Annotated in this window: 21 protein-coding genes; 12 read left to right on the forward strand and 9 right to left on the reverse strand. The window is 61.4% G+C overall.

Annotation, left to right across the window (positions count from 1 at the left end):
* Window positions 1-64 precede the first annotated feature (64 nt).
* Window positions 65-931: a MurR/RpiR family transcriptional regulator gene (locus U3654_RS18490; RefSeq protein ID WP_324752997.1), complete on the forward strand. Its 867-nt coding sequence runs from the start codon at window positions 65-67 to the stop codon at window positions 929-931.
* Window positions 932-937: 6 nt separating this feature from the next.
* Here the strand turns inward: U3654_RS18490 and U3654_RS18495 are convergent, their stop codons facing one another.
* Complete coding sequence (locus tag U3654_RS18495; protein ID WP_324752998.1) at window positions 938-1,531, reverse strand: TetR/AcrR family transcriptional regulator; 594 nt, start codon at window positions 1,529-1,531, stop codon at window positions 938-940.
* Window positions 1,532-1,837: 306 nt separating this feature from the next.
* Between U3654_RS18495 and U3654_RS18500 the strand changes: the two genes are divergently transcribed.
* The 5 genes from U3654_RS18500 (at window position 1,838) to U3654_RS18520 (ending at window position 7,902) form a co-directional block, all read left to right on the forward strand.
* A complete protein-coding gene (locus U3654_RS18500) occupies window positions 1,838-2,971 on the forward strand; it encodes an extracellular solute-binding protein (RefSeq protein WP_324752999.1) in 1,134 nt (377 codons plus the stop codon).
* Window positions 2,972-3,074: 103 nt separating this feature from the next.
* Window positions 3,075-4,187, forward strand: coding sequence for an ABC transporter ATP-binding protein (locus U3654_RS18505; RefSeq protein WP_324753000.1), 1,113 nt, complete (start codon window positions 3,075-3,077; stop codon window positions 4,185-4,187).
* 10 nt (window positions 4,188-4,197) lie between these two features.
* Complete coding sequence (locus U3654_RS18510) at window positions 4,198-5,118, forward strand: ABC transporter permease (RefSeq protein ID WP_324753001.1); 921 nt, start codon at window positions 4,198-4,200, stop codon at window positions 5,116-5,118.
* Window positions 5,115-6,347, forward strand: coding sequence for an ABC transporter permease (locus U3654_RS18515; RefSeq protein WP_324753002.1), 1,233 nt, complete (start codon window positions 5,115-5,117; stop codon window positions 6,345-6,347). Before U3654_RS18510 ends, U3654_RS18515 begins: the two co-directional genes overlap by 4 nt.
* A 25-nt stretch (window positions 6,348-6,372) precedes the next feature.
* Entirely contained in the window at window positions 6,373-7,902 is a 1,530-nt protein-coding gene (locus tag U3654_RS18520) for a sulfatase-like hydrolase/transferase (RefSeq protein WP_324753003.1), read from the forward strand.
* Here U3654_RS18520 and U3654_RS18525 read toward each other — a convergent pair.
* From U3654_RS18525 to U3654_RS18545, 5 genes are all read right to left on the reverse strand, one after another.
* A complete protein-coding gene (locus U3654_RS18525) occupies window positions 7,899-8,315 on the reverse strand; it encodes a DUF4112 domain-containing protein (RefSeq protein WP_324753004.1) in 417 nt (138 codons plus the stop codon). The genes U3654_RS18520 and U3654_RS18525 overlap by 4 nt on opposite strands.
* A complete protein-coding gene (locus U3654_RS18530) occupies window positions 8,302-8,481 on the reverse strand; it encodes a YqaE/Pmp3 family membrane protein (protein WP_324753005.1) in 180 nt (59 codons plus the stop codon). Before U3654_RS18530 ends, U3654_RS18525 begins: the two co-directional genes overlap by 14 nt.
* 99 nt (window positions 8,482-8,580) lie before the next feature.
* Window positions 8,581-9,213 carry an HdeD family acid-resistance protein gene (locus U3654_RS18535; protein ID WP_324753006.1) on the reverse strand — a complete coding sequence of 211 codons (633 nt, stop codon included), beginning with the start codon at window positions 9,211-9,213 and terminating at the stop codon, window positions 8,581-8,583.
* 48 nt (window positions 9,214-9,261) lie between these two features.
* Complete coding sequence (locus U3654_RS18540; protein WP_324753007.1) at window positions 9,262-10,836, reverse strand: phospholipase D-like domain-containing protein; 1,575 nt, start codon at window positions 10,834-10,836, stop codon at window positions 9,262-9,264.
* Between the two features lie 129 nt (window positions 10,837-10,965).
* On the reverse strand, window positions 10,966-11,088 hold the full coding sequence (locus U3654_RS18545; RefSeq protein ID WP_324753008.1) for a hypothetical protein: 123 nt from the start codon (window positions 11,086-11,088) through the stop codon (window positions 10,966-10,968).
* A gap of 269 nt (window positions 11,089-11,357) precedes the next feature.
* Between U3654_RS18545 and U3654_RS18550 the strand changes: the two genes are divergently transcribed.
* Both U3654_RS18550 and U3654_RS18555 read left to right on the forward strand, forming a co-directional pair.
* A complete protein-coding gene (locus tag U3654_RS18550; protein ID WP_324753009.1) occupies window positions 11,358-11,966 on the forward strand; it encodes a hypothetical protein in 609 nt (202 codons plus the stop codon).
* Between the two features lie 127 nt (window positions 11,967-12,093).
* Window positions 12,094-14,253 carry a DEAD/DEAH box helicase gene (locus U3654_RS18555; protein WP_324753010.1) on the forward strand — a complete coding sequence of 720 codons (2,160 nt, stop codon included), beginning with the start codon at window positions 12,094-12,096 and terminating at the stop codon, window positions 14,251-14,253.
* Here the strand turns inward: U3654_RS18555 and betA are convergent.
* Window positions 14,250-15,926 (reverse strand): choline dehydrogenase, encoded by a 1,677-nt coding sequence (betA, locus tag U3654_RS18560; RefSeq protein ID WP_324753011.1) that lies wholly within the window; start codon window positions 15,924-15,926, stop codon window positions 14,250-14,252. The genes U3654_RS18555 and betA overlap by 4 nt on opposite strands.
* A gap of 124 nt (window positions 15,927-16,050) precedes the next feature.
* Here betA and betI point away from each other — a divergent pair, with 124 nt between their 5' ends.
* Window positions 16,051-16,737 (forward strand): transcriptional regulator BetI, encoded by a 687-nt coding sequence (gene betI, locus U3654_RS18565; RefSeq protein WP_324753012.1) that lies wholly within the window; start codon window positions 16,051-16,053, stop codon window positions 16,735-16,737.
* Window positions 16,738-16,773: 36 nt separating this feature from the next.
* Here the strand turns inward: betI and U3654_RS18570 are convergent, their stop codons facing one another.
* Together U3654_RS18570 and U3654_RS18575 are read right to left on the reverse strand one after the other, a co-directional pair.
* Window positions 16,774-17,478 carry a hypothetical protein gene (locus U3654_RS18570; protein WP_324753013.1) on the reverse strand — a complete coding sequence of 235 codons (705 nt, stop codon included), beginning with the start codon at window positions 17,476-17,478 and terminating at the stop codon, window positions 16,774-16,776.
* Entirely contained in the window at window positions 17,475-17,705 is a 231-nt protein-coding gene (locus U3654_RS18575; protein WP_324753014.1) for a hypothetical protein, read from the reverse strand. The genes U3654_RS18570 and U3654_RS18575 overlap by 4 nt, the downstream gene beginning before the upstream one ends.
* A 156-nt stretch (window positions 17,706-17,861) precedes the next feature.
* On the opposite strand from U3654_RS18575, the gene U3654_RS18580 reads away from it, so the two are divergent.
* The 3 genes from U3654_RS18580 (at window position 17,862) to U3654_RS18590 (ending at window position 20,236) form a co-directional block, all read left to right on the forward strand.
* Window positions 17,862-18,302: a hypothetical protein gene (locus U3654_RS18580; RefSeq protein WP_324753015.1), complete on the forward strand. Its 441-nt coding sequence runs from the start codon at window positions 17,862-17,864 to the stop codon at window positions 18,300-18,302.
* Between the two features lie 94 nt (window positions 18,303-18,396).
* Window positions 18,397-19,017: a ribonuclease HII gene (locus U3654_RS18585; RefSeq protein WP_324753016.1), complete on the forward strand. Its 621-nt coding sequence runs from the start codon at window positions 18,397-18,399 to the stop codon at window positions 19,015-19,017.
* Window positions 19,018-19,120: 103 nt separating this feature from the next.
* The gene (locus U3654_RS18590) at window positions 19,121-20,236 is read left to right on the forward strand and encodes a site-specific DNA-methyltransferase (RefSeq protein WP_324753018.1); all 1,116 of its coding nucleotides are present in this window, start codon (window positions 19,121-19,123) and stop codon (window positions 20,234-20,236) included.
* Window positions 20,237-20,346: the final 110 nt, after the last annotated feature.

Genomic DNA, 20,346 nt, shown 5'->3' on the forward strand with positions numbered 1-20,346 from the left:
AATTTCTGTCAATATCTTTCCAGACATTTTTTGCACGCAGCCCCTTCCAAAGGCATTCGGACCCATGAGCAAACCGGCTACTTCCGTGCGCGAGGCGATCCGCACCCGTTACGCCGCGCTAACCCAGTCCGAGCGCAAGTTCGCGCAGGCGCTGCTGGACAATTATCCCGCAGCGGGCCTCGCCTCGATCACCATCTCGGCCGCGAATGCGGACGTCTCGACACCGACGCTGGCTCGTCTGGTGCAAAAGCTGGGCTTTAAGGGGTATCCGCAATTCCAGCAGGCACTACTGGCCGAGCTTGAGGCCAAGGTTTCTGGCCCGACCCGGCGGCGCGATCAATGGGCCAGCGACGTGCCGGAATCCCACCTGCTGAACCGCTTTGCCACCGCTATCGGCGATAATATCGAGCAAACACTGACCAACATCGACAGCGCGCAATTCGACGCTGCCGTGCAGATGCTGGCCGACACAGACAGGCGGCTTTATGTCGTCGGCGGGCGTATCAGCCGCGCGCTGGCCGAGTATGCGTTTACGCATTTTCAGGCGGTGCGCCAGCGCATCACGCATATGACGTCCAGTTCGGCCACATGGCCGCATTACGTGCTGGACATGAATGAGGGCGACGTGCTGCTGCTGTTCGACATGCGCCGCTACGAGACGAACCTACTGCGCCTTGCCCAACTGGCGACTGAACGCGGCGTGCGCATCATCCTGATCACCGATCAATGGGCCAGCCCGGTGGCTAGCCATGCCGCGCATACCTTTCATTGCTGGACGCAGATCCCCTCGGCATGGGACAGCAATACGTCGACCATGATGTTGCTTGAGGCGCTGATCGCCGCCGCGCAGGAGGTGAACTGGCCCGAAACGCGCAGCCGATACGAGCGGCTCGACAGCATATTCGACGCCGCCCGCCTGTTCGAAAAGTGACGCGGCTCAGCGGGTGCCAAGGCTGCGTAGTGCATCGTCGCGGGCATGTCCCAGCGCGGCGATATCCATGCCAGAGCGCGCCATTACACGCAGCCCAGAATAGACGGCCAGCACCATCTGCGCGCGGCGCTGGGCGTCAGCCGGTGGCATGATCTCGGCCAGTGTATGTTCCAGCGCACTGCCCAACTTGGCGTAACAGCGTTGCACGATCTCGGCGGTTTTCGGGTCCAGCGCCGCACGGTCCGCCGACGCATTGCACAGGAAACAACCGCGCGCGTCGCCCGCGTCGCGCAGCGCGGCTATGGGGGCGTCCAGAAACGCCCCGATCCGGTCCATCGCAGACCCGTGGCCCTCGCGCAGCGTGCGCACGCCCGCGTCGATCATTTGCGTCTCGAACGCGGCCAATGCGCGTAGATACATCGACTGCTTGTTGCCGAACGTCGCGTAGAGGCTGGCCTTGCCCAGTCCGGTCGCCTTGATGATGTCGCTCAGCCCGGTCGCCTCATACCCATGCTCCCAGAACAGCTGCATTATCTTTGCCAGCGTGTCGCCTTCGTTGAACTGGCGCGGGCGGCCGGGTGCGGATCTAACTTCGCTCATCTGTGATTTCCTTATTCTCGGCCGAAGGGTCTGTAACGCGCAGTCGTCATAACCGGGCTGCGATTGCTGCGACACTTCTGTCTAATTTAAGACCATCTGGTCAACTTTAAAGGATCAAAGATGTGACACCTGCTTTCAGCCTATCCAGCCAGCCAAGGAAACGACCGAGTGCCCCCCAGCTAGTCGCGCCTTTGCGGAAAAATAAAAAGCACTACAGCGGTTTAGCGACTTCCTTACCAAAGAATTGCTTTTGAGTCCGATGGCGCGCAAACTGCGCCCAATTAAAAAACAAACAGGGAGTCGAAAATGACAATGAAAAATGGCCTCAGCCGCCGCTCGGTCTTGCGCGGAGGTGCCGCATTGGGTGGTGCCGCCCTCGCCGCGCCGCTCTACAGTAAATCTGCCCGCGCCTCGTCGGGCGAGCTAAACATCCTGATGTGGTCGGATTACCTGCCACCCGCCTTCCTCGAAGGGTTCGAGAAAGAGTCGGGCATCAAGGTGAATTATACCGGCATCGGCTCGAACGAGGAAATCATCAACAAGATGAAAGCCTCCAAGGGGCAGGGCGTTGACATTATATCGCCCACCAACAACCGCTCGCTGCAATGGGGCCCGCTGGAACTGCTTCAGCCCTTCGACATGAGTCGCGTCAATCTGGATGCCGTCAATCCGGCCATGTCGCAAATCGGTGAGACGGCCTGGAATTTCGGTGATTCAGGCTCGCATTGGCTGCCGCATATTTGGGGCACCGAAGGCATCGCATATCGTACGGACAAGTTTCTGCCCGAGGGCGATATTCCCAGCTATGGAGATGTCTGGGCCGAGGCGAACGCGGGCAAGACGATGGGTCGCCCCCATTCAATGCTGCTGGGCGCGGGCCTCTTTATGGAAGCCTCGGGCGAGATGGAGCCGGGATCGGTCTGGGCTGCCTACGAGGACGAGGAAACGATGCGCAAGGTTTGGAACCAGATCGCCGACTGGTGCATCGAGCGTAAGGACCGCATCAAGCTGCTGTGGAACGACGCCGACACCCAGAAAAACGGCCTGCTGAACGAGGGCGTGATTGTTGGCCAGACTTGGGATGGCCCGCCTCTGGCGTTGAAGACGGCAGGCGAGCCGGTGACGTATCAGGCCCCGAAAGAAGGCTCGATGGCGTGGGTTGATGGTATGTCGCTGCCAATCGGTGCCGAGAATATCGACCAGATCTATGCCTTCATCGACTATGCCTACCAAAAGGAACCGGCTGGCAAGGCGATCGACGATCACGGCTATAACTCGCCCGTGCTGGGCGCGGACGAGTTCGCCGGCGACGCCTACAAGAAGAACTTTGCCGAGGCCTATCCCGGCGATGCGCTGGCAAACCTTAACCCCTGGCCAGCCGAGGCACCGTGGTATGCGGACGTACGGACCGAGTTCGTGAACCGTTTCGTCAGCGCCTAATAAAAACGCACCCCTCGGCAGTGTCGGGGGGTGTCTCATTACATCAGAATGTCCGGCCCGAGGGCCGCAATCAGACCGCACAGACGCGGCAGGGGGATAGTGCATGAGCGCAGGGGTGGGCGTCGACCTCAAGGATCTGTGGATCCGCTTTGGTGATTTCGTGGCCGTCAGGGACGCGAATGTCGCCGTCAAAGGCGGCGAATTCTTCAGCTTTCTTGGCCCCTCGGGCTGTGGCAAAACAACAATCCTGCGGGCGGTTTCAGGCTTTCTCGACCCTAGCGAGGGCGACATTTTGATCGGCGGAAACTCGATGCGCGGGATCGGCCCGAACAAGCGGCCGACGGCGCTAATTTTTCAGAACCTCGCACTGTTTCCGCTGATGAAGGTCTGGGAGAACATCGCCTTTTCCATGGAGATTTCTGGCGCCAGCGCCAAGGCGCGTCGCAAGCGTGCGGACGAGCTGCTGGACATGATCGCGCTGTCGGATCAGGGTGACAAGCTGCCCAGCGAGCTATCCGGCGGCCAGCGCCAGCGCGTCGCCATCGCCCGCGCGCTCTGTGCCGAGCCGGACGTGCTGCTGCTGGACGAACCTCTATCCGCGCTGGATTTGAAACTGCGCCAGCACATGCGCACCGAGCTTCGCGAGATCCAGCAGCGCGTTGGCATCACGTTTATCTACATTACACACGATCAGGGCGAGGCGTTGACCATGTCCGACAGCATCGCGGTGATGAAGGCCGGCGTGATCGACCAGATCGGCAGGGGTAAGGAGATTTACAACGATCCCGCGACGCCCTTTGTTGCGTCCTTCGTTGGGGAAAACAATGTCTTTCGAGGCAAGGTGAAATCGGTCAACGGTGCCGAGGCGTCGATCGCAACCAACCGCAGTGGCGACTTGGTCGCGCGCATTTCTGGTGCCAATCAGGGTCTGTTGAAACCCGGCGACGACGCGATGATCTTTATCCGCCCCGAGGCATTTTCGCTGGCCGAGAGCCAGTCAGACGGCAACACTCGCGTGACCGCGCGCGTGACAAACGAGGAATTTGAGGGCAGCGCCTTTAACATCTTTATGGAGGGCGATCAGGGCAAGCAGATCAAGGTGGCGATCCCCAATCTGGGCCAATCCTTTGAGTCGCGCCAGGGCCGGACCATCGCGCTGGAATACGATGTGCAAAACGCCGTCGCCATGCCAGCCGGGCCGATGGCGACCGAATGAGGGGGCGCGGATGCCGGCTTTCCTGAAAGAATTCTACAAGCGCAACGGCACCCTCATGGGCAGCCTCATGCTGGGGCTAGTGTTGTTTTGGACCATCGGCCTCATCATCCTGCCACAGCTGTCGATGCTGGATTTCTCATTCCGCCCGAACCTGCCACCGCCCGAAATGGGCGGACCCAAGGACGTCTATACGCTCGAAAATTATCGCCATCTGATCTTTGGTCCCGAAGGTGCCAGCGCCGCCTACAACTACGTCGACCTTGAGGTGTTTTTTCGCACCATCGTCGCCGCCATCTGCATCACGATCTTTAACCTGATCCTGTGCTATCCGATCGCCTATTATCTGGGCCAGAGCCGTGGCAACAAGGTCCGCATCTTTGTGCTGATGCTGATCATCCCCTATTGGATCAACGAAATTCTGCGTGCTTTTGCGTTGCGCATCATCTTTGGCCAGACCGGCGTGCTGAACATCGTCCTTGTTAATCTTGGCATCTTTGATCAGCCCTATGATTTTATTCGGCACGACATCGCGCTCTATGCCGGCCTTGGCTATGCCTACATCCTGCTGATGATCTTCCCCATCTACAACGTGATCGAGAGCCTTGATCGAAACCAGATCGAGGCGGCGCGCGATATGGGCGCGTCATGGGTCCGCATCCATCGCCGCGTCGTGATCCCCTATGCCAAGCCGGGCATCAGCAGCGGTTGCACGATCGTCTTTATGCTGTCGGCAGGTGCGCTGGCCGCGCCGCAGATTCTGGGTGGACCCAGTAGTCTGTGGTTCACGCAGATCATCTATCAATGGTTCAACGACAACAGCAACTGGCCGCAGGGCGCGGCCTATGCAGTGGTCCTGCTGGTCACGTGTATCTTGCTGGTCATGGCCGTCATGCGCCTCTTTAAGGTGAACATGGGGGACATCGGCAAATGAAGCTGACGTTCCTGCGCCTGTCATTCTGGCTCTACCTCGCCCTCTTTTTCGCGTACCTTCTGGGCCCTCTGGTCATCATGTCGATCACCGCGTTCAATTCACCGTCCTTCCCGCGCATGACCCCGTGGGAGTGCCTTACGTTCGACTGGTTTGGCGCACTGTTCCGGGACGAGCGTATCCTGAACGGGATCAAGAACAGCCTGATCGTCGGCCTCGGCACCGTGATCCTGTCGGTCACGATGGGGCTGGCGGCGGCGCTGATGCTGACGCAGATCTGGCCAAAACTGCGCGCCACTTTTTACACGCTGATCATCGCGCCCATCCTCATCCCCGGTGTGGTTCTGGGCATCTCGACCCTCGTGTTCTGGGACCGGGTCGCACGGATGCTGGGTCAACAGCCGGGCGGCTTCCTGTCCAACGGCATTTTTCTGACAATCATCGGTCAATCCACATTCATCGCCTCCTACTGCATGCTCGTCCTCGTCGCGCGGCTGCAACGCTACGATGTTTCGCTGACCGAGGCCGCGCTGGACCTTGGCGCGACACACGCGCAGGCGTTTCGCAAGATCATGCTGCCTTTCATGCGGCCCGCCCTCGCATCCGCTGCCGTGCTGGCGTTCCTCGCTTCGTTTGAGAACTACAACACCACCACATTTACATTCGGTGAATATCCGACCCTGACAATCGAGTTGGCCCAGAAGGTGCGTTACGGGATTACGCCCGCCATCTCGGCGCTGGCGTTTATCATCGTCGCGCTGACAATCTTTGCCGCCCTCGCGAACGAGGCGAATATCCGGCGCAAGGCACTGGCTGCTGCTGGCCCGACGGTTGGTAGTGCGCCCAAAACCGGCCTGCGCCTGCCGCGTATCCTGTCGGGCAATCCCGCCGCCATCCTGCTGGTTCTTTGCGCGATTGCCGCCATCACTGTGGTCGGCACAGCGATGACCTACAGCCCTGATCAATGCGTCGCTGACATCCGCGCGGCCAAGCGCCTGAAGGCTCAAGAGGCCGTCGAGGCCCTGCGCGCCGCACGCGAGGCACGCGAGCCGGACGAGAGCACGCCCAGTCCCCGCACTGGCGGTGGCAATTCCAGCTTTGGTGGCGTGTTCAACCCCACCAATCTGGGCGGTGAGTCCGAGCCCGAGCCTGTGCCCGAACCTGACCAACCCAAGGCCAAAACCGGCTTTGGTGGCGTGTTCAATCCCACCAATCTGGGGGGCGACAACTGACACCTGTCTGCTTCGAGGCCATGAAATGACCGCGCCGACCAAGATTCTTTTCATCATCATCGACCAACTGCGCGCAGATTGCCTGTTGGGCGATCTGGCGGCGCATGTGGACTTGCCGAACATGCGCGCGCTGATGGCCGACAGCGTCACCTTCACGCGGCATTTTTCGGTCGCCAATCCGTGCGGGCCGTCGCGCGCGTCAATCCTGACCGGGCAATATGCGATGAACCACCGCTCGGTGCGCAACGGCACGCCGCTGCGTGAGGGCATACCGAACCTCGCTACCGAACTCAGGCAAGTCGGGCATCTGCCCCTGCTCTTTGGCTATACCGACACGTCGCCCGATCCGCGCGCCTATCCGCCGGGTGATCCAGCACTGACCAGCTACGAAATGCCGATGCGCGGCTTTGATGAGGCGGTCGAAATGCGGCTGGGCCGCTCGATGCCATGGCGCGGATATCTGCGCGACAATGGCTATGAATTTGCTGAATATATGGACCTCTACCGGCCCAAGTCCGCGCCGGGGCGCGCGCCGCGTATCGACGACCCGGCAGTCTATGCAGCGGCGCATAGTGATACCGCGTTTCTCACCGACAGTTTCCTCAGCCATATGGCGGACCGCACCGGCGAGGGGTGGTGCGCGCATCTGACCTATATCCGCCCGCATCCACCACTGGTCGCGCCCGCGCCCTACAATCGCATCGTTGATCCCGCCACCCTGCCGCTGCCCCGCAGGCTGGAGAGGCCTGAGGATGAGGTCGCGCAGCATCCGTTCTTTGCGCCCGCGCTGGCAGCTGCGACGCCGGATAGCATGGTGCATGGGCTGGACGATCTGCCCGCGACGGACGAGACTGTGCAGGCCTTGCGCGCGATCTATCTGGGGCTGGCCGCCGAGGTGGATCACCATATCGGTCGCGTGATGGAATGGTTGCAAGAAAGCGGGCAGTATGACGACACGCTGATAGTGCTGACTGCCGATCACGGCGAAATGCTGGGCGACAGGCACGCATGGGGCAAAATGAACGTGCATGACGCAGCGTTTCACACCCCGCTGGTCGTCCGTCTACCCGGGAATGCGGCACGCGCAGGCATGCAACTGGACCTGCCAACGGAATCTATCGACATTGCACCGACGATTCTGGAATGGGCGGGAGCGGTGCCGCCGAATTCGATGGATGGGCACTCGCTGTTGCCGCTGCTCCGGGGCGAGGCACCGCAGGACTGGCGCACGCACACGTACTCGGAGTTGGATTTCGGCAACCCGAATGCGCCCTCACTGTGGCAGAAGGCGCTGGGCGCGGACATTTGCGCCTCGAACCTCGCTATCCTGCGCGAAGAGCAACTGACGCTGGTGGAGTTCGCCGCCGATCTGCCACCCATCCTGTTGGACACGCGCGAGGGACTGGCGCTGAACGTGGCCGACCGGTCTGACTATGCCGCCGATCTGGCACGCATGACGCGCGCGATGCTACGTCACCGGATGCGACACATGGACCAGACGCTGGCGCTGGACAGCATCACACCGGACGGCCCGCTGCGCAGGCCGCGTCACTAGCGCCGTCCGTCAGGGTTGCGATCCAGATCACGGCGCAAAAGCCGGGCGTTGCGCAAATTCGCCTTGAAGCCGATGTCGAACAGATCGCCTACCAGCGGCACGATGCCGATGATCAGATCCGTGCCACTGTTTGCGACCATGCGCGCAATCGTGCGCTTGCGCGCGCCATGCTGCCAGCCTTTGGCTATCATCCAGACCGATGGGGCAAAGGTCACCATATCGCCAACCCCCGGCACCAACCCGATCAACCCGTCAAGGCCGATACGCACACCCACCACCGGCAGGCGAAACTGCGCATCCATCAACCGCGCCATACGGTCGATCCGGTCCAGATCACGCGCGACTTTGGTTTTTTGAACGCCCCGCTCTGCTACGGCGCGCGTGTCGCCCGCCAATTCGTCAGGTCGACGCACGGCCCGGCCCCCGCGAGGCGATGATATAGACCGCGTGCACGATGCCGGGGATATAGCCAAGCAGCGTCAGTAGGATGTTGATCCAGAAATGCTTGCCCAGCCCCTCCTGTAGAAAAACGCCCAGCGGGGGCAGGAAAATGGCGATAATGATTCTTAGAAAATCCATAGCGTGTCCTTTCGGGAATGCGCGCTGTACCGCCTTCAACGTTCAGGAAAGCCCAATTGTTCCGCCCCTCTTTGCGCCGGTAACCGTGACGTCATCGCCTCAGGACGCGGTGACAGATATGTCGCGCGCCGCCGATAGCTGTGCTGCGCGCGTGCCGATGGCAATCAGGATCGCGCCCCAGATCGTCAGGTCGATGCCCAGCAGAACGCCCGGCACCCACGCGGCGCTGAACGGCAGGCCGCTGATCAGCATCACCGCAAGGAGCAGCGACAGCGCACCGCCCGCGATCATCCAGCCACCGCCTGCGCCGGTCTTTATCAGGCGCGCGCCATAATAAATGCGCAGCGCGCCGCTGGTGGCAAAGAACACGATGATCAGCGCCGTGATCGTGATGAGGCCGATCATCGGCTGCGCCAGGATCAAGAGGCCGATCACCACCGACAGCGCGGCACTGAGAAACGCGGCCAGCATGTGCCAACCGTGCCGACGCCTGAACGCGGCGATGATGCCGACGATCCCGCTGGCGATCAGCACCCAAGCCATCACCAACGCGGCGGTGAAGGATGCAATCAGCGGCATGGCGATAGCGAGCAGGCCACCGATCAGCGTGACGATACCGATGATCAGCAGCAACCATTTGTTATGTGCGGCCTCCTGTCCGGCGGCATACGCCGCTTCGGAGGCAGGGGTGTCCGGCATTGCGGGATCATGGGGGGTGTATTGGTCGGTCATGGTAGTCTCCTTATTGTAAACTCTGTTGTCGGGCGCGGTTGGTGCGTCTCAAACCATCGATTCAGGGACTCCGGGCAGGCGGCGTCCGAATTCCACAGCCGGACGCACTTCATAGGGCACAAGGAATCCGCGACGATCCTCTGGCGCGATCTCGGCGTTGCGGCGCGCGCGTTCCGCCCAGAGGGCAGCGGCGCTCTCGGCGGCGAAGAACTCGGGGCCGGCATCCGCGCCCAGCCAGTGACCAAAGATGCGCTGGCGCAGATCCTCGACATGGGCCGGGTCGTTCAGCATGACGCCCGCCTCGGTATCCCAATTCATCGAGCGTCCGTTCAGGTTAGCCGATGATACGATCGCGCGATCTGCGTCAAAAATCGACACCTTGGAGTGCACATAGATGATGGGCGAGCCGCAGAGCGTGTCGCGCGCTTTGGACTCCAGTGCCTTGGGTCGAACGGGCGAGCATATCGTCATCCGCTCGCCAAAGGCGCCGCGCAGCATGGTCACGCATTTGGCCTGCAGGAATTCGCCATACCGCTTGTCCGATCCGGTGGCGCCATAGAACGCGACCTCTTCGGGTGCGGCGGGCACGACCACGATCAGCGTCAGCGCTGGATTATCCCGCGCTGCCCGCGCCAGTCGATCGCATAGCGGTCGGTCACGCAGAAATTGCGTTTCAAGATAGATCAGCCCGCGCGCGCGCGCGATCAGGCGGTGATGATCGTCCGAGATCGTGTGGACCAGCGGCTTTGGCCCCAGAAAGCGCCAGTCCGTCTTGCGCTTGCGCGAGAGGGTGCGCAGCAGGCGGCCCTCGGCGGTGGCTGCCTTGGTGCCCGCGACGACGGCCAGAAATTCCTCCAGATGGCTGTGCACATCCTTGGCGACCGGGCCGGTGCAACGTAGCTGAACGTCTTGCCACGTCTCTTCCCGATCGCGCTGATGGCTTTTGTCGTCATAGCGTCGCTCGTTCAGATCCAGACCACCGATAAAGGCGACGCGCTGGTCAATCACACAGATCTTTTGATGATGCGTGCCGGGGATCAGCTTCGGTATGGGCCAGCGCCGCGCAGCCAGCGTGCCGTCGCCCGTATCGCGCAGCATAGGACGCAGTCCGGGACTGCACTCCAATACGCGCGCACGGGCAGATGGGGTCATGTCGTTCAGCTTGGCCGCCGTCTTGTTCACCTCTTTGACGAGGCGCGGCCACAGAAGCAGCCGTGGCAGGATGCCGGTGCGCGCGGAATGGGCGGCGTTGGTGACATTCAGCCGCGCATCCGGCCCAGCCAGTTCGCGGGCGGCGACAAAGGCGCGGCGCGTTTTCCACGAATCTTGGTGAAGCTCGGGTGCCAGAACCGCGTCGAAATCGCAGATGACGAACTTCACCTCGACGCCTTGCCGCAGGACATACACGATCAGATCAAACCAGTCCTCACCGATCGCGCGGCCCTCGTTGCTGCGCAATTTAGTCGACAGATCAAACACGCGGTAACCTGCGGAAATCTGGTCCTGCGCTGCGAGAAAGGCACGTTCCATCGCCGGATAAACCTCGGACGCTGTCAACAGCACCGAGACATCTGGCAGGTCGTCCAGAAAGTTCTGATAATTCTGAGAAATCTGATCCGCCATGCCGCCTCTTAGACTCTGCCGCGTTCAGACACTGTGGCCAACGTTAACGCAGGGGGCGAGGTGCAGGTTCCGAAGTGCAATATGCGGACACGGTCCCACGTTAGCCGTGACGTCCCATGGGATACCGGTCTAGCTCTGGCCGCCTTCGTCCTGCTCTCGCAGCTTGCGCAGCAATTCTGCCAGCTCGGGTGGCAACTGTGGCGGCTCTGTCTCGCGATAGGCGCGCTTGAGGTTTTTTGAAATAGGGTCCATGTGCTCTGCTCAACTCTTTCGTTTCGGTGTAGTGCTCCTTCTCGGCGTCGCGATCTTGCGGTTTGATGCGATCATTTATTGTCTCCCCAACACGCGGTGCTGCTGAATGGTTCCCGCACTCTATTGCGAATGAAAAGGTGTTGCATAAAAACCAATATGGGGTTGGTCCGCCCCCGCGACCATTCCAACATTCAATCCGGAACTGCGCGGTGCAGGGTCGCGTTGCGCCCTATCATATCCCTCAATCCATCGCCCAAGGGGCCACCCGCATGAGCCAAAATCCCTCGATACGTTCCGACACGGGCAAACCCAGCGCTGATCAGTCCGGCTGGACGGCGCGCCTGTCGCGCAGCAAGGCAGGGCTCGCCGCGCTGTCACTGGCCGAAAGCACGGTGCTGCCCATCCCGCTTGAGGCTATCGTGGTGCCGCTGATGGTGGGCCATCCGCGCCGCGCGCTGAGGATCGCGCTGATCATCTGGCTGGCCTGCATGGTCGGGGCGATCCTGTTCTACCTCGTTGGCCTTTTGCTGGCCGATCCGGTTGTGCATCCGGTCATGCGCCAACTGGGCCTTGAGGACAGTTTCAACGACATGGCGCAGAATTTGTCGGGTGGTGGCCTCTTCTGGTCAGTGTTCCTCGTGTCGTTTCTGCCTGCACCGTTGCAGCTGGCGACGCTGGGCGCGGGCGTGATCGGTGCCAATCCAGTAGTTTTCATCATCGCGATCGCGTTGTCGCGAGGGCTGCGTTATTTCGGCATGGCGATCCTTGCGCAGTTTGTGGGCGAGCGGATTGCGCATCTGGGCATCCCCAAGCGATATCTGGTGCTGGGCCTCGCCGCGCTGCTACTGGCAGGCTGGGGTGTGCTGCAACTGTTTTAGGACTGGATAGCGGCGCACTGCGCGCGGCATTGCGCCGCTATACATCTGCGACACAAAGGTATAGAGGCCGCACCTTGGGGTTCCCGTATTGGTGCCCACCCATGAAACAGCAGAAAATCCTTACCCCGTGAAAACAGCTCTCGCCGATGCCATCGCCGCCCGTGGATACACCACGCTCACCCCCGTTCAGGAGGCTGTGACGAATCCGGACCTGACCGGCTCGGACCTGTTGGTGTCGGCGCAGACGGGATCGGGCAAGACGTTGGGCTTTGGCCTCGCCATCGCGCCGACGCTGCTGGGTGAGGCCGAAAAATTCAGTGAAGCTGCCGCGCCGCTGGCCTTGATTATCGCGCCGACGCGCGAGCTGGCCTTGCAGGTAAAGCGCGAGTTGTCGTGGCTCTATGCCGGGGCGGGCGCGGTGCTGGCGTCCTGTGTCGGCGGCATGGACATGCGCGACGAGCGGCGCGCGCTGCAGCGCGGTGCGCATATCGTCGTCGCCACGCCGGGCCGTTTGCGCGATCATATCATGCGCGGTTCCATCGACCTCAGCGCCTTGCGCGCCGTGGTGTTGGACGAGGCCGATGAGATGCTCGATCTGGGTTTCCGCGAGGATCTGGAATTCATCCTCGGCGAGGCGCCGGAGCAGCGCCAGACGCTGCTGTTTTCGGCCACCGTTCCCGCTGCCATCGCCAAGCTGGCGCAAGGTTATCAAAAGGACGCCGTGCGCATCAGTACCGCTGCCGCCGAGGCGGGCCAGCATGCCGATATCGAATACCGCGCCCTGAATGTGTCGCCCCGCGACGGCGAGAACGCGATCATCAATGTGCTGCGCTACTACGAATCGCCGAACGCTCTCGTATTTTGTAATACGCGCGCCATGGTCGCCCGCCTGACCACACGCCTGTCAAATCGTGGCTTTGCCGTTGTGGCCCTGTCAGGTGAATTGTCGCAGTCCGAGCGTACGCACGCGCTGCAAGCCATGCGCGATGGGCGTGCCCGCGTCTGCGTTGCCACCGACGTGGCCGCACGCGGCATCGACCTGCCTAACCTCGATCTGGTCGTCCACGCCGAATTGCCCGGCAGCCACGAGACGCTGCTGCACCGTTCTGGCCGCACCGGCCGCGCCGGACGCAAGGGCGTCAGCGTTTTGATAGTGCCCCCGGTGGCACGCAAAAAGGCCGAGCGCATTCTGAATTGGGCCAAGCTGCGCGCCGAATGGGGCTCCGCGCCCTCGGCCGACGACGTGACCGCCAAAGACGAAGAGCGGATGCTGAACGATGAGGCATGGTCCGAGGCGATCACTGAAAGTGAGGCGGGTCCAGTTGCCAAGTTGATCGAGCGGTTCTCTTCCGAACAGATCGCAGCCGCCTACTTGCGCATGTTCCACAGCAAACATTCCGCGCCCGAAGACCTCGGCGATCCGGGCGAAAAGCCCGCGCCGCGCGCCGCATTTGGCCCCAGCGTCTGGTTCTCGGTCTCGGGCGGTCGCGCCAAGGGGGCCGAGCCGCGTCGCCTTCTGCCCATGCTCTGCAAGGCGGGCGGAATAACGCGCGAAGATATCGGCGCGATCCGTATTGGCGATACCGAAAGCTATGTGGAACTGCGCAAGCCCGCCGCTGCTGGTTTTAAGGCGTCCATTGGCGACAATATGCGCGTCGAGGACGGCGCAGAGGTGGCCGAATTGGCTCAGCCCCCTGCGATGGCTCAGCGTCCCGCAGGCAAACCGGGCGGCAAGCCCACGTCCCATTCCGGACCCAAGCCCGAGTGGAAAAAACCCGCGCGCAAAGGCCCCCCGCCTGCCAGCCAGCTGGACGACCTGCCCGCCATCCTGCCGCCCGAGGAAAACCGCGCGCCCAAGCCGAGCGCACCTAAAAGCACCGCCAAGGTGCAATATGATGACGCGCCCGCGCCGCGCTATAAAAAGCCCAAGACCGACGCACCGGCCAAGCCGCGTCACAAGGGGCCAAAGCCCGATTTCACCCGCGACGGTGCCGTTACCGATGCCGCGCCCAAGCCGAAATTCGCGGGCAAGCCGGGTAGCTATACCAAGGACAAGACCCCTGTTGGAAAACCCTCCAGCAAGAAAAACCGCGCCCGCGCGGCGACCAAGGCAGGTGAGGGCTATACCAGCAAGCCGGGCGCCCCTGCGAGTAAGTCAGCCGGTAAACCCTTTGGCAAACCGGGCGCAAAACCTGGTGGTAAACCGGGCGGCAAACCTGCTGGCAAACCCGGCGCAAAGCCATTCGGCAAGCCGCGCAGCGGCCCGCCCAAAGGCAGCAAGGACTAGGCCGGTTCAGCGGCCTTGATCGTCGTGCGCCACGCGGGATGCATCCAAGGTTGCTGGTTCGAGGCGGGCAGAGGATCGCGGCCAAGGATGTGATCTGCCGCCTTTTCGCCCGTCATGATGCTGGGGCCGTTCAGGTTGCCATTCGTGATGCGCGGAAAGATCGAGCTGTCGGCGACGCGCAGGCCATCGACCCCGATCACGCGGCATTCAGGATCGACGACCGCTTGCGGGTCATCGACTGCGCCCATTTTGCAGGTGCCGCAGGGATGATACGCGCTCTCGGCGTGCTCCGCGATAAAGGCGTTGAGCTGCTCATCGCTCTGCACGTCTTCGCCGGGCTGGATCTCTTTGCCGCGATAGGGATCGAACGCCGCCTGCCCGAAAATCTCGCGGGTCAGGCGAATGCAGCGGCGGAAATCCTGCCAATCGGTATCATGCGCCATGTAATTGAACGCGATATGCGGGGCCGCCATCGGATCGCCCGAACTCAGGCTGACCCGCCCGCGCGAGGCCGACCGCATCGGCCCGACATGCGCCTGAAATCCATGACCTTCGGCGGCAATTTTCCCGTCATAGCGCACGGCCAGCGGCAGGAAATGATACTGGATATCGGGATATTCAACACCCGGTCGCGAGCGCAGAAATGCCGCGCTTTCGAATTGGTTCGACGCGCCGAGGCCGGATTTTCCCAGCATCCATTGCGCCCCGATCATCCCCTTTGACCAGAGGTTCCAATGCTTGAACAGCGTGATCGGCTGCGTGCAGGCCTGCTGAATATAAAGCTCGAGATGATCTTGCAGGTTGCCGCCTACGCCGGGCCGGTCGGCAATCACATCCACACCATGCTCGGCCAGATGCGCGGCAGGGCCGATGCCCGAGTGCATCAGGATCTTGGGCGAGTTAAAGGCAGAGGCGGCCAGCACCACCTCGCGGTTCGCTGTGACCACCTGAACGCGCCCACCGCGTTCAATCTCGACCCCGGTCGCGCGCCCCTCCTTGATGATGACGCGTCGCACGAAACAGCGCAGCATATCGCAATTGGGCCGTTTCAGCGCGGGCCGCAGATATGCATTGGCCGCAGACCAGCGCCGTCCCTTGTAAACGGTCTGCTCCATCGGGCCAAAACCCTCCTGCTTTTCGCCGTTATAGTCGTCGGTCAACTCATACCCCGCCTGCTGCCCGGCCTGCACAAAGGCGTCGTACAGCGGATTGAGCCGGGGCCCGCGCGTGACATGCAATGGTCCATCGGTGCCGCGCCAAGCGGGATCGCCGCCATGCCCGTTACCGTCCCACGTCTCCATCCGCTTGTAGTATGGCAGCACGTTTCTAAAGCCCCATCCGCTCGCGCCGCTTTCTTCCCAATGATCGAAATCGCGCGCATGGCCGCGCACATAGACCATCCCGTTGATCGACGACGATCCGCCGATCACCTTGCCGCGTGGCGCGGCGAGGCGGCGATTGTTCAGATGCGGCTCGGGCTGCGAGGTGTAGCCCCAGTCGTATCGCTTCATGTTCATCGGATAACTCAGCGCGCCGGGCATCTGGATGAACGGCCCCGCATCGCTGCCGCCAAATTCCAGCACCAGAACGCTGTGCTTGCCGTCCTCGGACAGCCGATAGGCCATGGCCGACCCGGCGGATCCTGACCCGATGATGACGAAATCGGCCTGCATGATGGGTCCTTTCCCGAGCGGTGCTTAGAAATACTTACCAATGGTCAGTATTATAGTCAAAAGGTAAATATTGTGGCCCCGCCGCCGCCGCGATAGAGTGGCCGCTTAGCAAGGCGGCAGGCGTATGGCACGGCAATCGATCAGAGATATCAGGCGTGCCGAATTCTCGCAGGCTGCCTTCGACGCATTGGTGCGGCACGGCATCCGTGGAACGACGCTGGACCGCGTCGCCAAGATCGCGGGCGTATCCAAGGGCGTGGTGCTGCATCATTTCAAGGATAAGGACGCCCTGTTTGAAGGGGTCCAGCGCAAGGCCAACACCGTGCTGCGCGATTGCGTGACCGAGCTGTTGCACCATGCCGTGACTCCTCTGGAGCGGCTCTATGCCATCATCGTCGGCAATTTCGCCGCGCCGGTGTTTCAGCAGGAAATCTGCCACGCTTGGATATCGCTCTGCTCGGATGTGCCGCATAACAGGCAAAGCCAGCGTATCCAGACGGTCGTGCACGCGCGCATGCGCAGCAATCTGATGAGCGCGCTACGCCCCCTCGTTCCCGAGGGTGAGGCCGCACGAATTGCCTTTCAGTTGCGCACGGTCATGGATGGCATCTGGCTGCGCGCCAGCTTTCAGATCGCACCAATGACCGGCGCCGAAGGGGTGGCCGAGGTCGATTTTGCCGCGCGTCACCTGCTGGCTGGGTCGGGCATCGCGCCCGAGGATATGAGTGCCGCACTGACCAAGATGGAAACCCTCGCAGGGCTCATCCTGACCACACGTGCATTCCGCGATCAGGCCCTGACGGGCGGCTGATATTAGAGGGCAGGTGACTTTACCCTTTGCAGCCCATCAAATGACGCGAATGACATCCTTGTCTATGGCAAGGACATAGCCCTGCCGTGCGATGTTCTTGACCAGCAGCTCGCTGACCATCTGATTGCCCAGCGTATCGCGCAGCCGCTTGATGCGCGTTGCGCCCGCCGCCTCTTCGCAGTCTGAGGGGCGACGACCCGAGATCATGCCCTCAATTTCGGCGCCTGACAGGATATCACCATCCATGCGCGCCTCGGCCAGCACCGAAAGCGTCTCCATCGCCGCATCGGTCAGCTTGAATCCCATATTGTTCAAATAGACCGACTTCTCGACCCGGCTTATAAGAAGGGAACTGACCTGAATGCCCGACCGCTCGATCTGGGCCATGCGGCGATTGAGCAAGGTAAGCATGACGAGGAACACCAGTGCGGCGATCAGTAGGGCGGTGCTAAAGACCAGCAGCACAAAGATCACCATGCGGTAACTGACCAGTGTTTCGCTGAACGCAGTGCCGGACAGGGCGAGGATTTCCAGCAGCTTGATGTCGGTGCCGCTGGTCAGCGCGTCGTTCTCGACAAATATCCGCTCGACCCGCGCGTTGAATGCCCCGGCGTCGGGAAGTGTCAGAAACAGCAGCACGGCGGCTAGCGTCAGGATCGCGACGATCGCAACGACGCCGAATGTCACGACCCGGCTGCCCGACCGGCGTGCATCAGCGGCCGAGACGGCATCGTCCGTCATTGCTTGGACACCGATAGCACCTTGAGCAAGGTCAACCCCTCAGCCTTGAGTTTACGGCTCAGCTGGGCGCTGGCGGCGGCCTTGGTGCAGGCGCCGTTGATCTTGGCGGTGCCATAAAACAGCTCAAGCGGGTTGTCCCGCTTGGCCTTGTATTCAGCGAGGCAGGCGGCGCTGGCGGGGCCGGCCATGAGGGCCACAAGGGCCAGAGGGATAAGTGTTTTCATCATGGTCCTGAGAATGACAAAGCGCGCGCCGCTATACAATAACCCTTGGCGCGGTGCGACGTTGTTATCCGATAACAGACCGCTGTTATTGCTAGGCCGGGCGCAGGGGGCCAGCCTGAAAATACGTCTTTGTTCATCACATCGAAAGGAATCGTATCAATGTCACGCAAATTCATTTCACTCATCGTCGCGGCCTCGATCGCCGTCACGGGCATGACGGCGGCCCCCGCGCAGGCGGCGAGCGACAGGGATCTGGCGCGCGCACTGGCGGCTATCGCTGGTGTCGTCATCGTAGGCGCCGTGATCCAAGAAGCGCGCAAGGACAAGCGCCAGGTTGCCCCACGCTACTACAACAACAACGCCTACCGCACCTATCGCCCGTATCGGGCCGAACCCAAACATGTGCGCAAACATGAACGCAAACATATGCGCAAGCACAAGCGCAAGCACCACAAGTCAGCAGTGGATCGTGCCTATCGTCAGGGCTATGCCGATCATCGCCGCATCGTGCGGGAACGCCGGGCCCAGCGTCGCGCGCCCCAATACCAATATGGAGACCAACATCGCTATAGCGCACGGCCCTATGGCTACAGCAACTGATGCCAGCTAAATAGGTACGTTCGAGAAGGGCCCGGCTTGGGCCCTTTTTCTTTGGGCGCTGGCTTTTAAACGCGGGGCGTGCTTTCTGCGGCGCATGGCAGGTCCGGACTATTCATTTGAGGACGCGGCGCGCGCCGCTGGTGCGGGCATCATCGCGGGCGTCGACGAGGTCGGGCGCGGCCCGTTGGCCGGGCCTGTGACGGCAGCCGCTGTCGTTCTGGATCCCGCGCGCATCCCCGAAGGCCTGAACGACTCCAAGAAGTTGAGCGCCGCGCGTCGCCGCGCGCGCTATGACGCTATCGCTGCTTGCGCCGAGGTCAGCATCGCACATGCCAGCGTCGCGGAGATAGATGAGCTGAACATCCTGCGCGCCTCGCATCTGGCGATGCAGCGCGCTGTCGACGGCCTGCCGCGCCGCCCGGACATGGCATTGATCGACGGCAACATGATCCCGCGCGGCCTGACCATTCCGGCGCGCGCCATCATCAAGGGCGATGCGCTGTCGGTTTCCATTTCGGCGGCCTCAATCATGGCCAAAATATGTCGAGATTGTGTCATGTGGGATTTGGCGCAACACTATCCCGGCTACGGCTGGGAAACGAACGCCGGTTATCCGTCCAAAAGCCACAAAGAGGCGCTGCGAAATCTGGGCGTGACCCCTCACCATAGACGTTCGTTCAAACCTGTCCACAATATCTTGTATCAAGATAAATAACTAACCTGCTGATTCAAAAAAGAAATTGACGGCGAATCGCCTTTAGCCGATCTTTATCCACAAGCAGACAGAGCGCAAAAACGCGCCGGGACAGAGGCATAATATGACAAAGATGACCACCATTGAGGGGGCTCAGACTCTCCCTTTGAATCAGATTCTGAGCGGCGATTGCATCGACGCAATGAATGCGCTGCCGGAAAATTCGATCGATCTGATCTTTGCCGATCCGCCTTATAATCTACAGCTCAAGGGCGATTTGCACCGGCCGGATAACAGTCAAGTCGACGCCGTCGATGATGCCTGGGACCAGTTCGACAGCTTTGCCGTCTATGACAAGTTCACGCGTGAATGGCTGAAAGCGGCGCGTCGCCTGCTAAAGCCGAACGGTGCGATCTGGGTCATCGGATCCTACCACAACATTTTTCGCGTCGGGGCCGCATTGCAGGATGCTGGTTACTGGATCCTGAATGACGTGGTCTGGCGCAAGTCGAACCCGATGCCGAATTTTCGCGGCAAGCGCCTGACCAACGCGCATGAAACGATGATCTGGGCCTCCAAGCAGGAGGGCGGCAAATACACCTTTAACTATGAGGCGCTGAAGGCGCTGAATGACGGTGTGCAGATGCGCAGCGACTGGGTGCTACCGATCTGCACCGGCCACGAGCGGCTGAAGGACGAGGCCGGCGACAAGGCACATCCGACCCAAAAGCCCCAAAGCCTGCTGCACCGCGTCATCGTGGGCAGCACCAACCCCGGCGATGTTGTGCTGGACCCGTTTTTTGGCACCGGCACGACCGGTGCCGTGGCCAAGATGCTGGGCCGCGACTACATCGGGATCGAGCGCGAAGAGGCCTATCGCAAGGTTGCTGAAAAGCGCCTGAAAGGTATCCGCAAATTCGACCGCGAGGCCCTGCAGGTCAGCACATCCAAACGCGCCGAGCCGCGCGTGCCCTTCGGTCAATTGGTCGAGCGCGGCATGCTGCGCCCGGGCGAGGAACTGTATTCCCTGAACCAGCGCCACAAGGCAAAGGTGCGCGCCGACGGCACGCTGATCGGCGATGATATCAAAGGCTCGATACATCAGGTCGGCGCCCATCTGGAAGGCGCGCCAAGTTGCAATGGCTGGACTTACTGGCATTTCAAGAAGGACGGCAAGCGTGTGCCGATCGACCTTTTGCGCCAGCAAATCCGCGCCGAGATGGCCGACCGCCCGAACTAAGGTTTTCACCAGATAAACAAGAACACCGCCGGTGCCTGTGGTCTGACGCTAGGCACCATTTAACTGCGCCCTGCCGATATTTCGGTGGGGCGTCTTTTTTTGCGGGGCCA

Origin of the sequence: Roseovarius sp. Pro17 (genome assembly GCF_035599575.1) — a bacterium.
In the GTDB taxonomy this organism is placed as follows: domain Bacteria; phylum Pseudomonadota; class Alphaproteobacteria; order Rhodobacterales; family Rhodobacteraceae; genus Roseovarius.

Coding starts and splice junctions, on each gene's coding strand:
- U3654_RS18490 (WP_324752997.1), top strand. CDS start 65: ATGAGCAAACCGGCTACTTCCGTGCGCGAGGCGATCCGCACCCGTTAC.
- U3654_RS18495 (WP_324752998.1), bottom strand. CDS start 1,531: ATGAGCGAAGTTAGATCCGCACCCGGCCGCCCGCGCCAGTTCAACGAA.
- U3654_RS18500 (WP_324752999.1), top strand. CDS start 1,838: ATGACAATGAAAAATGGCCTCAGCCGCCGCTCGGTCTTGCGCGGAGGT.
- U3654_RS18505 (WP_324753000.1), top strand. CDS start 3,075: ATGAGCGCAGGGGTGGGCGTCGACCTCAAGGATCTGTGGATCCGCTTT.
- U3654_RS18510 (WP_324753001.1), top strand. CDS start 4,198: ATGCCGGCTTTCCTGAAAGAATTCTACAAGCGCAACGGCACCCTCATG.
- U3654_RS18515 (WP_324753002.1), top strand. CDS start 5,115: ATGAAGCTGACGTTCCTGCGCCTGTCATTCTGGCTCTACCTCGCCCTC.
- U3654_RS18520 (WP_324753003.1), top strand. CDS start 6,373: ATGACCGCGCCGACCAAGATTCTTTTCATCATCATCGACCAACTGCGC.
- U3654_RS18530 (WP_324753005.1), bottom strand. CDS start 8,481: ATGGATTTTCTAAGAATCATTATCGCCATTTTCCTGCCCCCGCTGGGC.
- U3654_RS18535 (WP_324753006.1), bottom strand. CDS start 9,213: ATGACCGACCAATACACCCCCCATGATCCCGCAATGCCGGACACCCCT.
- U3654_RS18540 (WP_324753007.1), bottom strand. CDS start 10,836: ATGGCGGATCAGATTTCTCAGAATTATCAGAACTTTCTGGACGACCTG.
- U3654_RS18545 (WP_324753008.1), bottom strand. CDS start 11,088: ATGGACCCTATTTCAAAAAACCTCAAGCGCGCCTATCGCGAGACAGAG.
- U3654_RS18550 (WP_324753009.1), top strand. CDS start 11,358: ATGAGCCAAAATCCCTCGATACGTTCCGACACGGGCAAACCCAGCGCT.
- betA (WP_324753011.1), bottom strand. CDS start 15,926: ATGCAGGCCGATTTCGTCATCATCGGGTCAGGATCCGCCGGGTCGGCC.
- betI (WP_324753012.1), top strand. CDS start 16,051: ATGGCACGGCAATCGATCAGAGATATCAGGCGTGCCGAATTCTCGCAG.
- U3654_RS18570 (WP_324753013.1), bottom strand. CDS start 17,478: ATGACGGACGATGCCGTCTCGGCCGCTGATGCACGCCGGTCGGGCAGC.
- U3654_RS18575 (WP_324753014.1), bottom strand. CDS start 17,705: ATGATGAAAACACTTATCCCTCTGGCCCTTGTGGCCCTCATGGCCGGC.
- U3654_RS18580 (WP_324753015.1), top strand. CDS start 17,862: ATGTCACGCAAATTCATTTCACTCATCGTCGCGGCCTCGATCGCCGTC.
- U3654_RS18585 (WP_324753016.1), top strand. CDS start 18,397: ATGGCAGGTCCGGACTATTCATTTGAGGACGCGGCGCGCGCCGCTGGT.
- U3654_RS18590 (WP_324753018.1), top strand. CDS start 19,121: ATGACAAAGATGACCACCATTGAGGGGGCTCAGACTCTCCCTTTGAAT.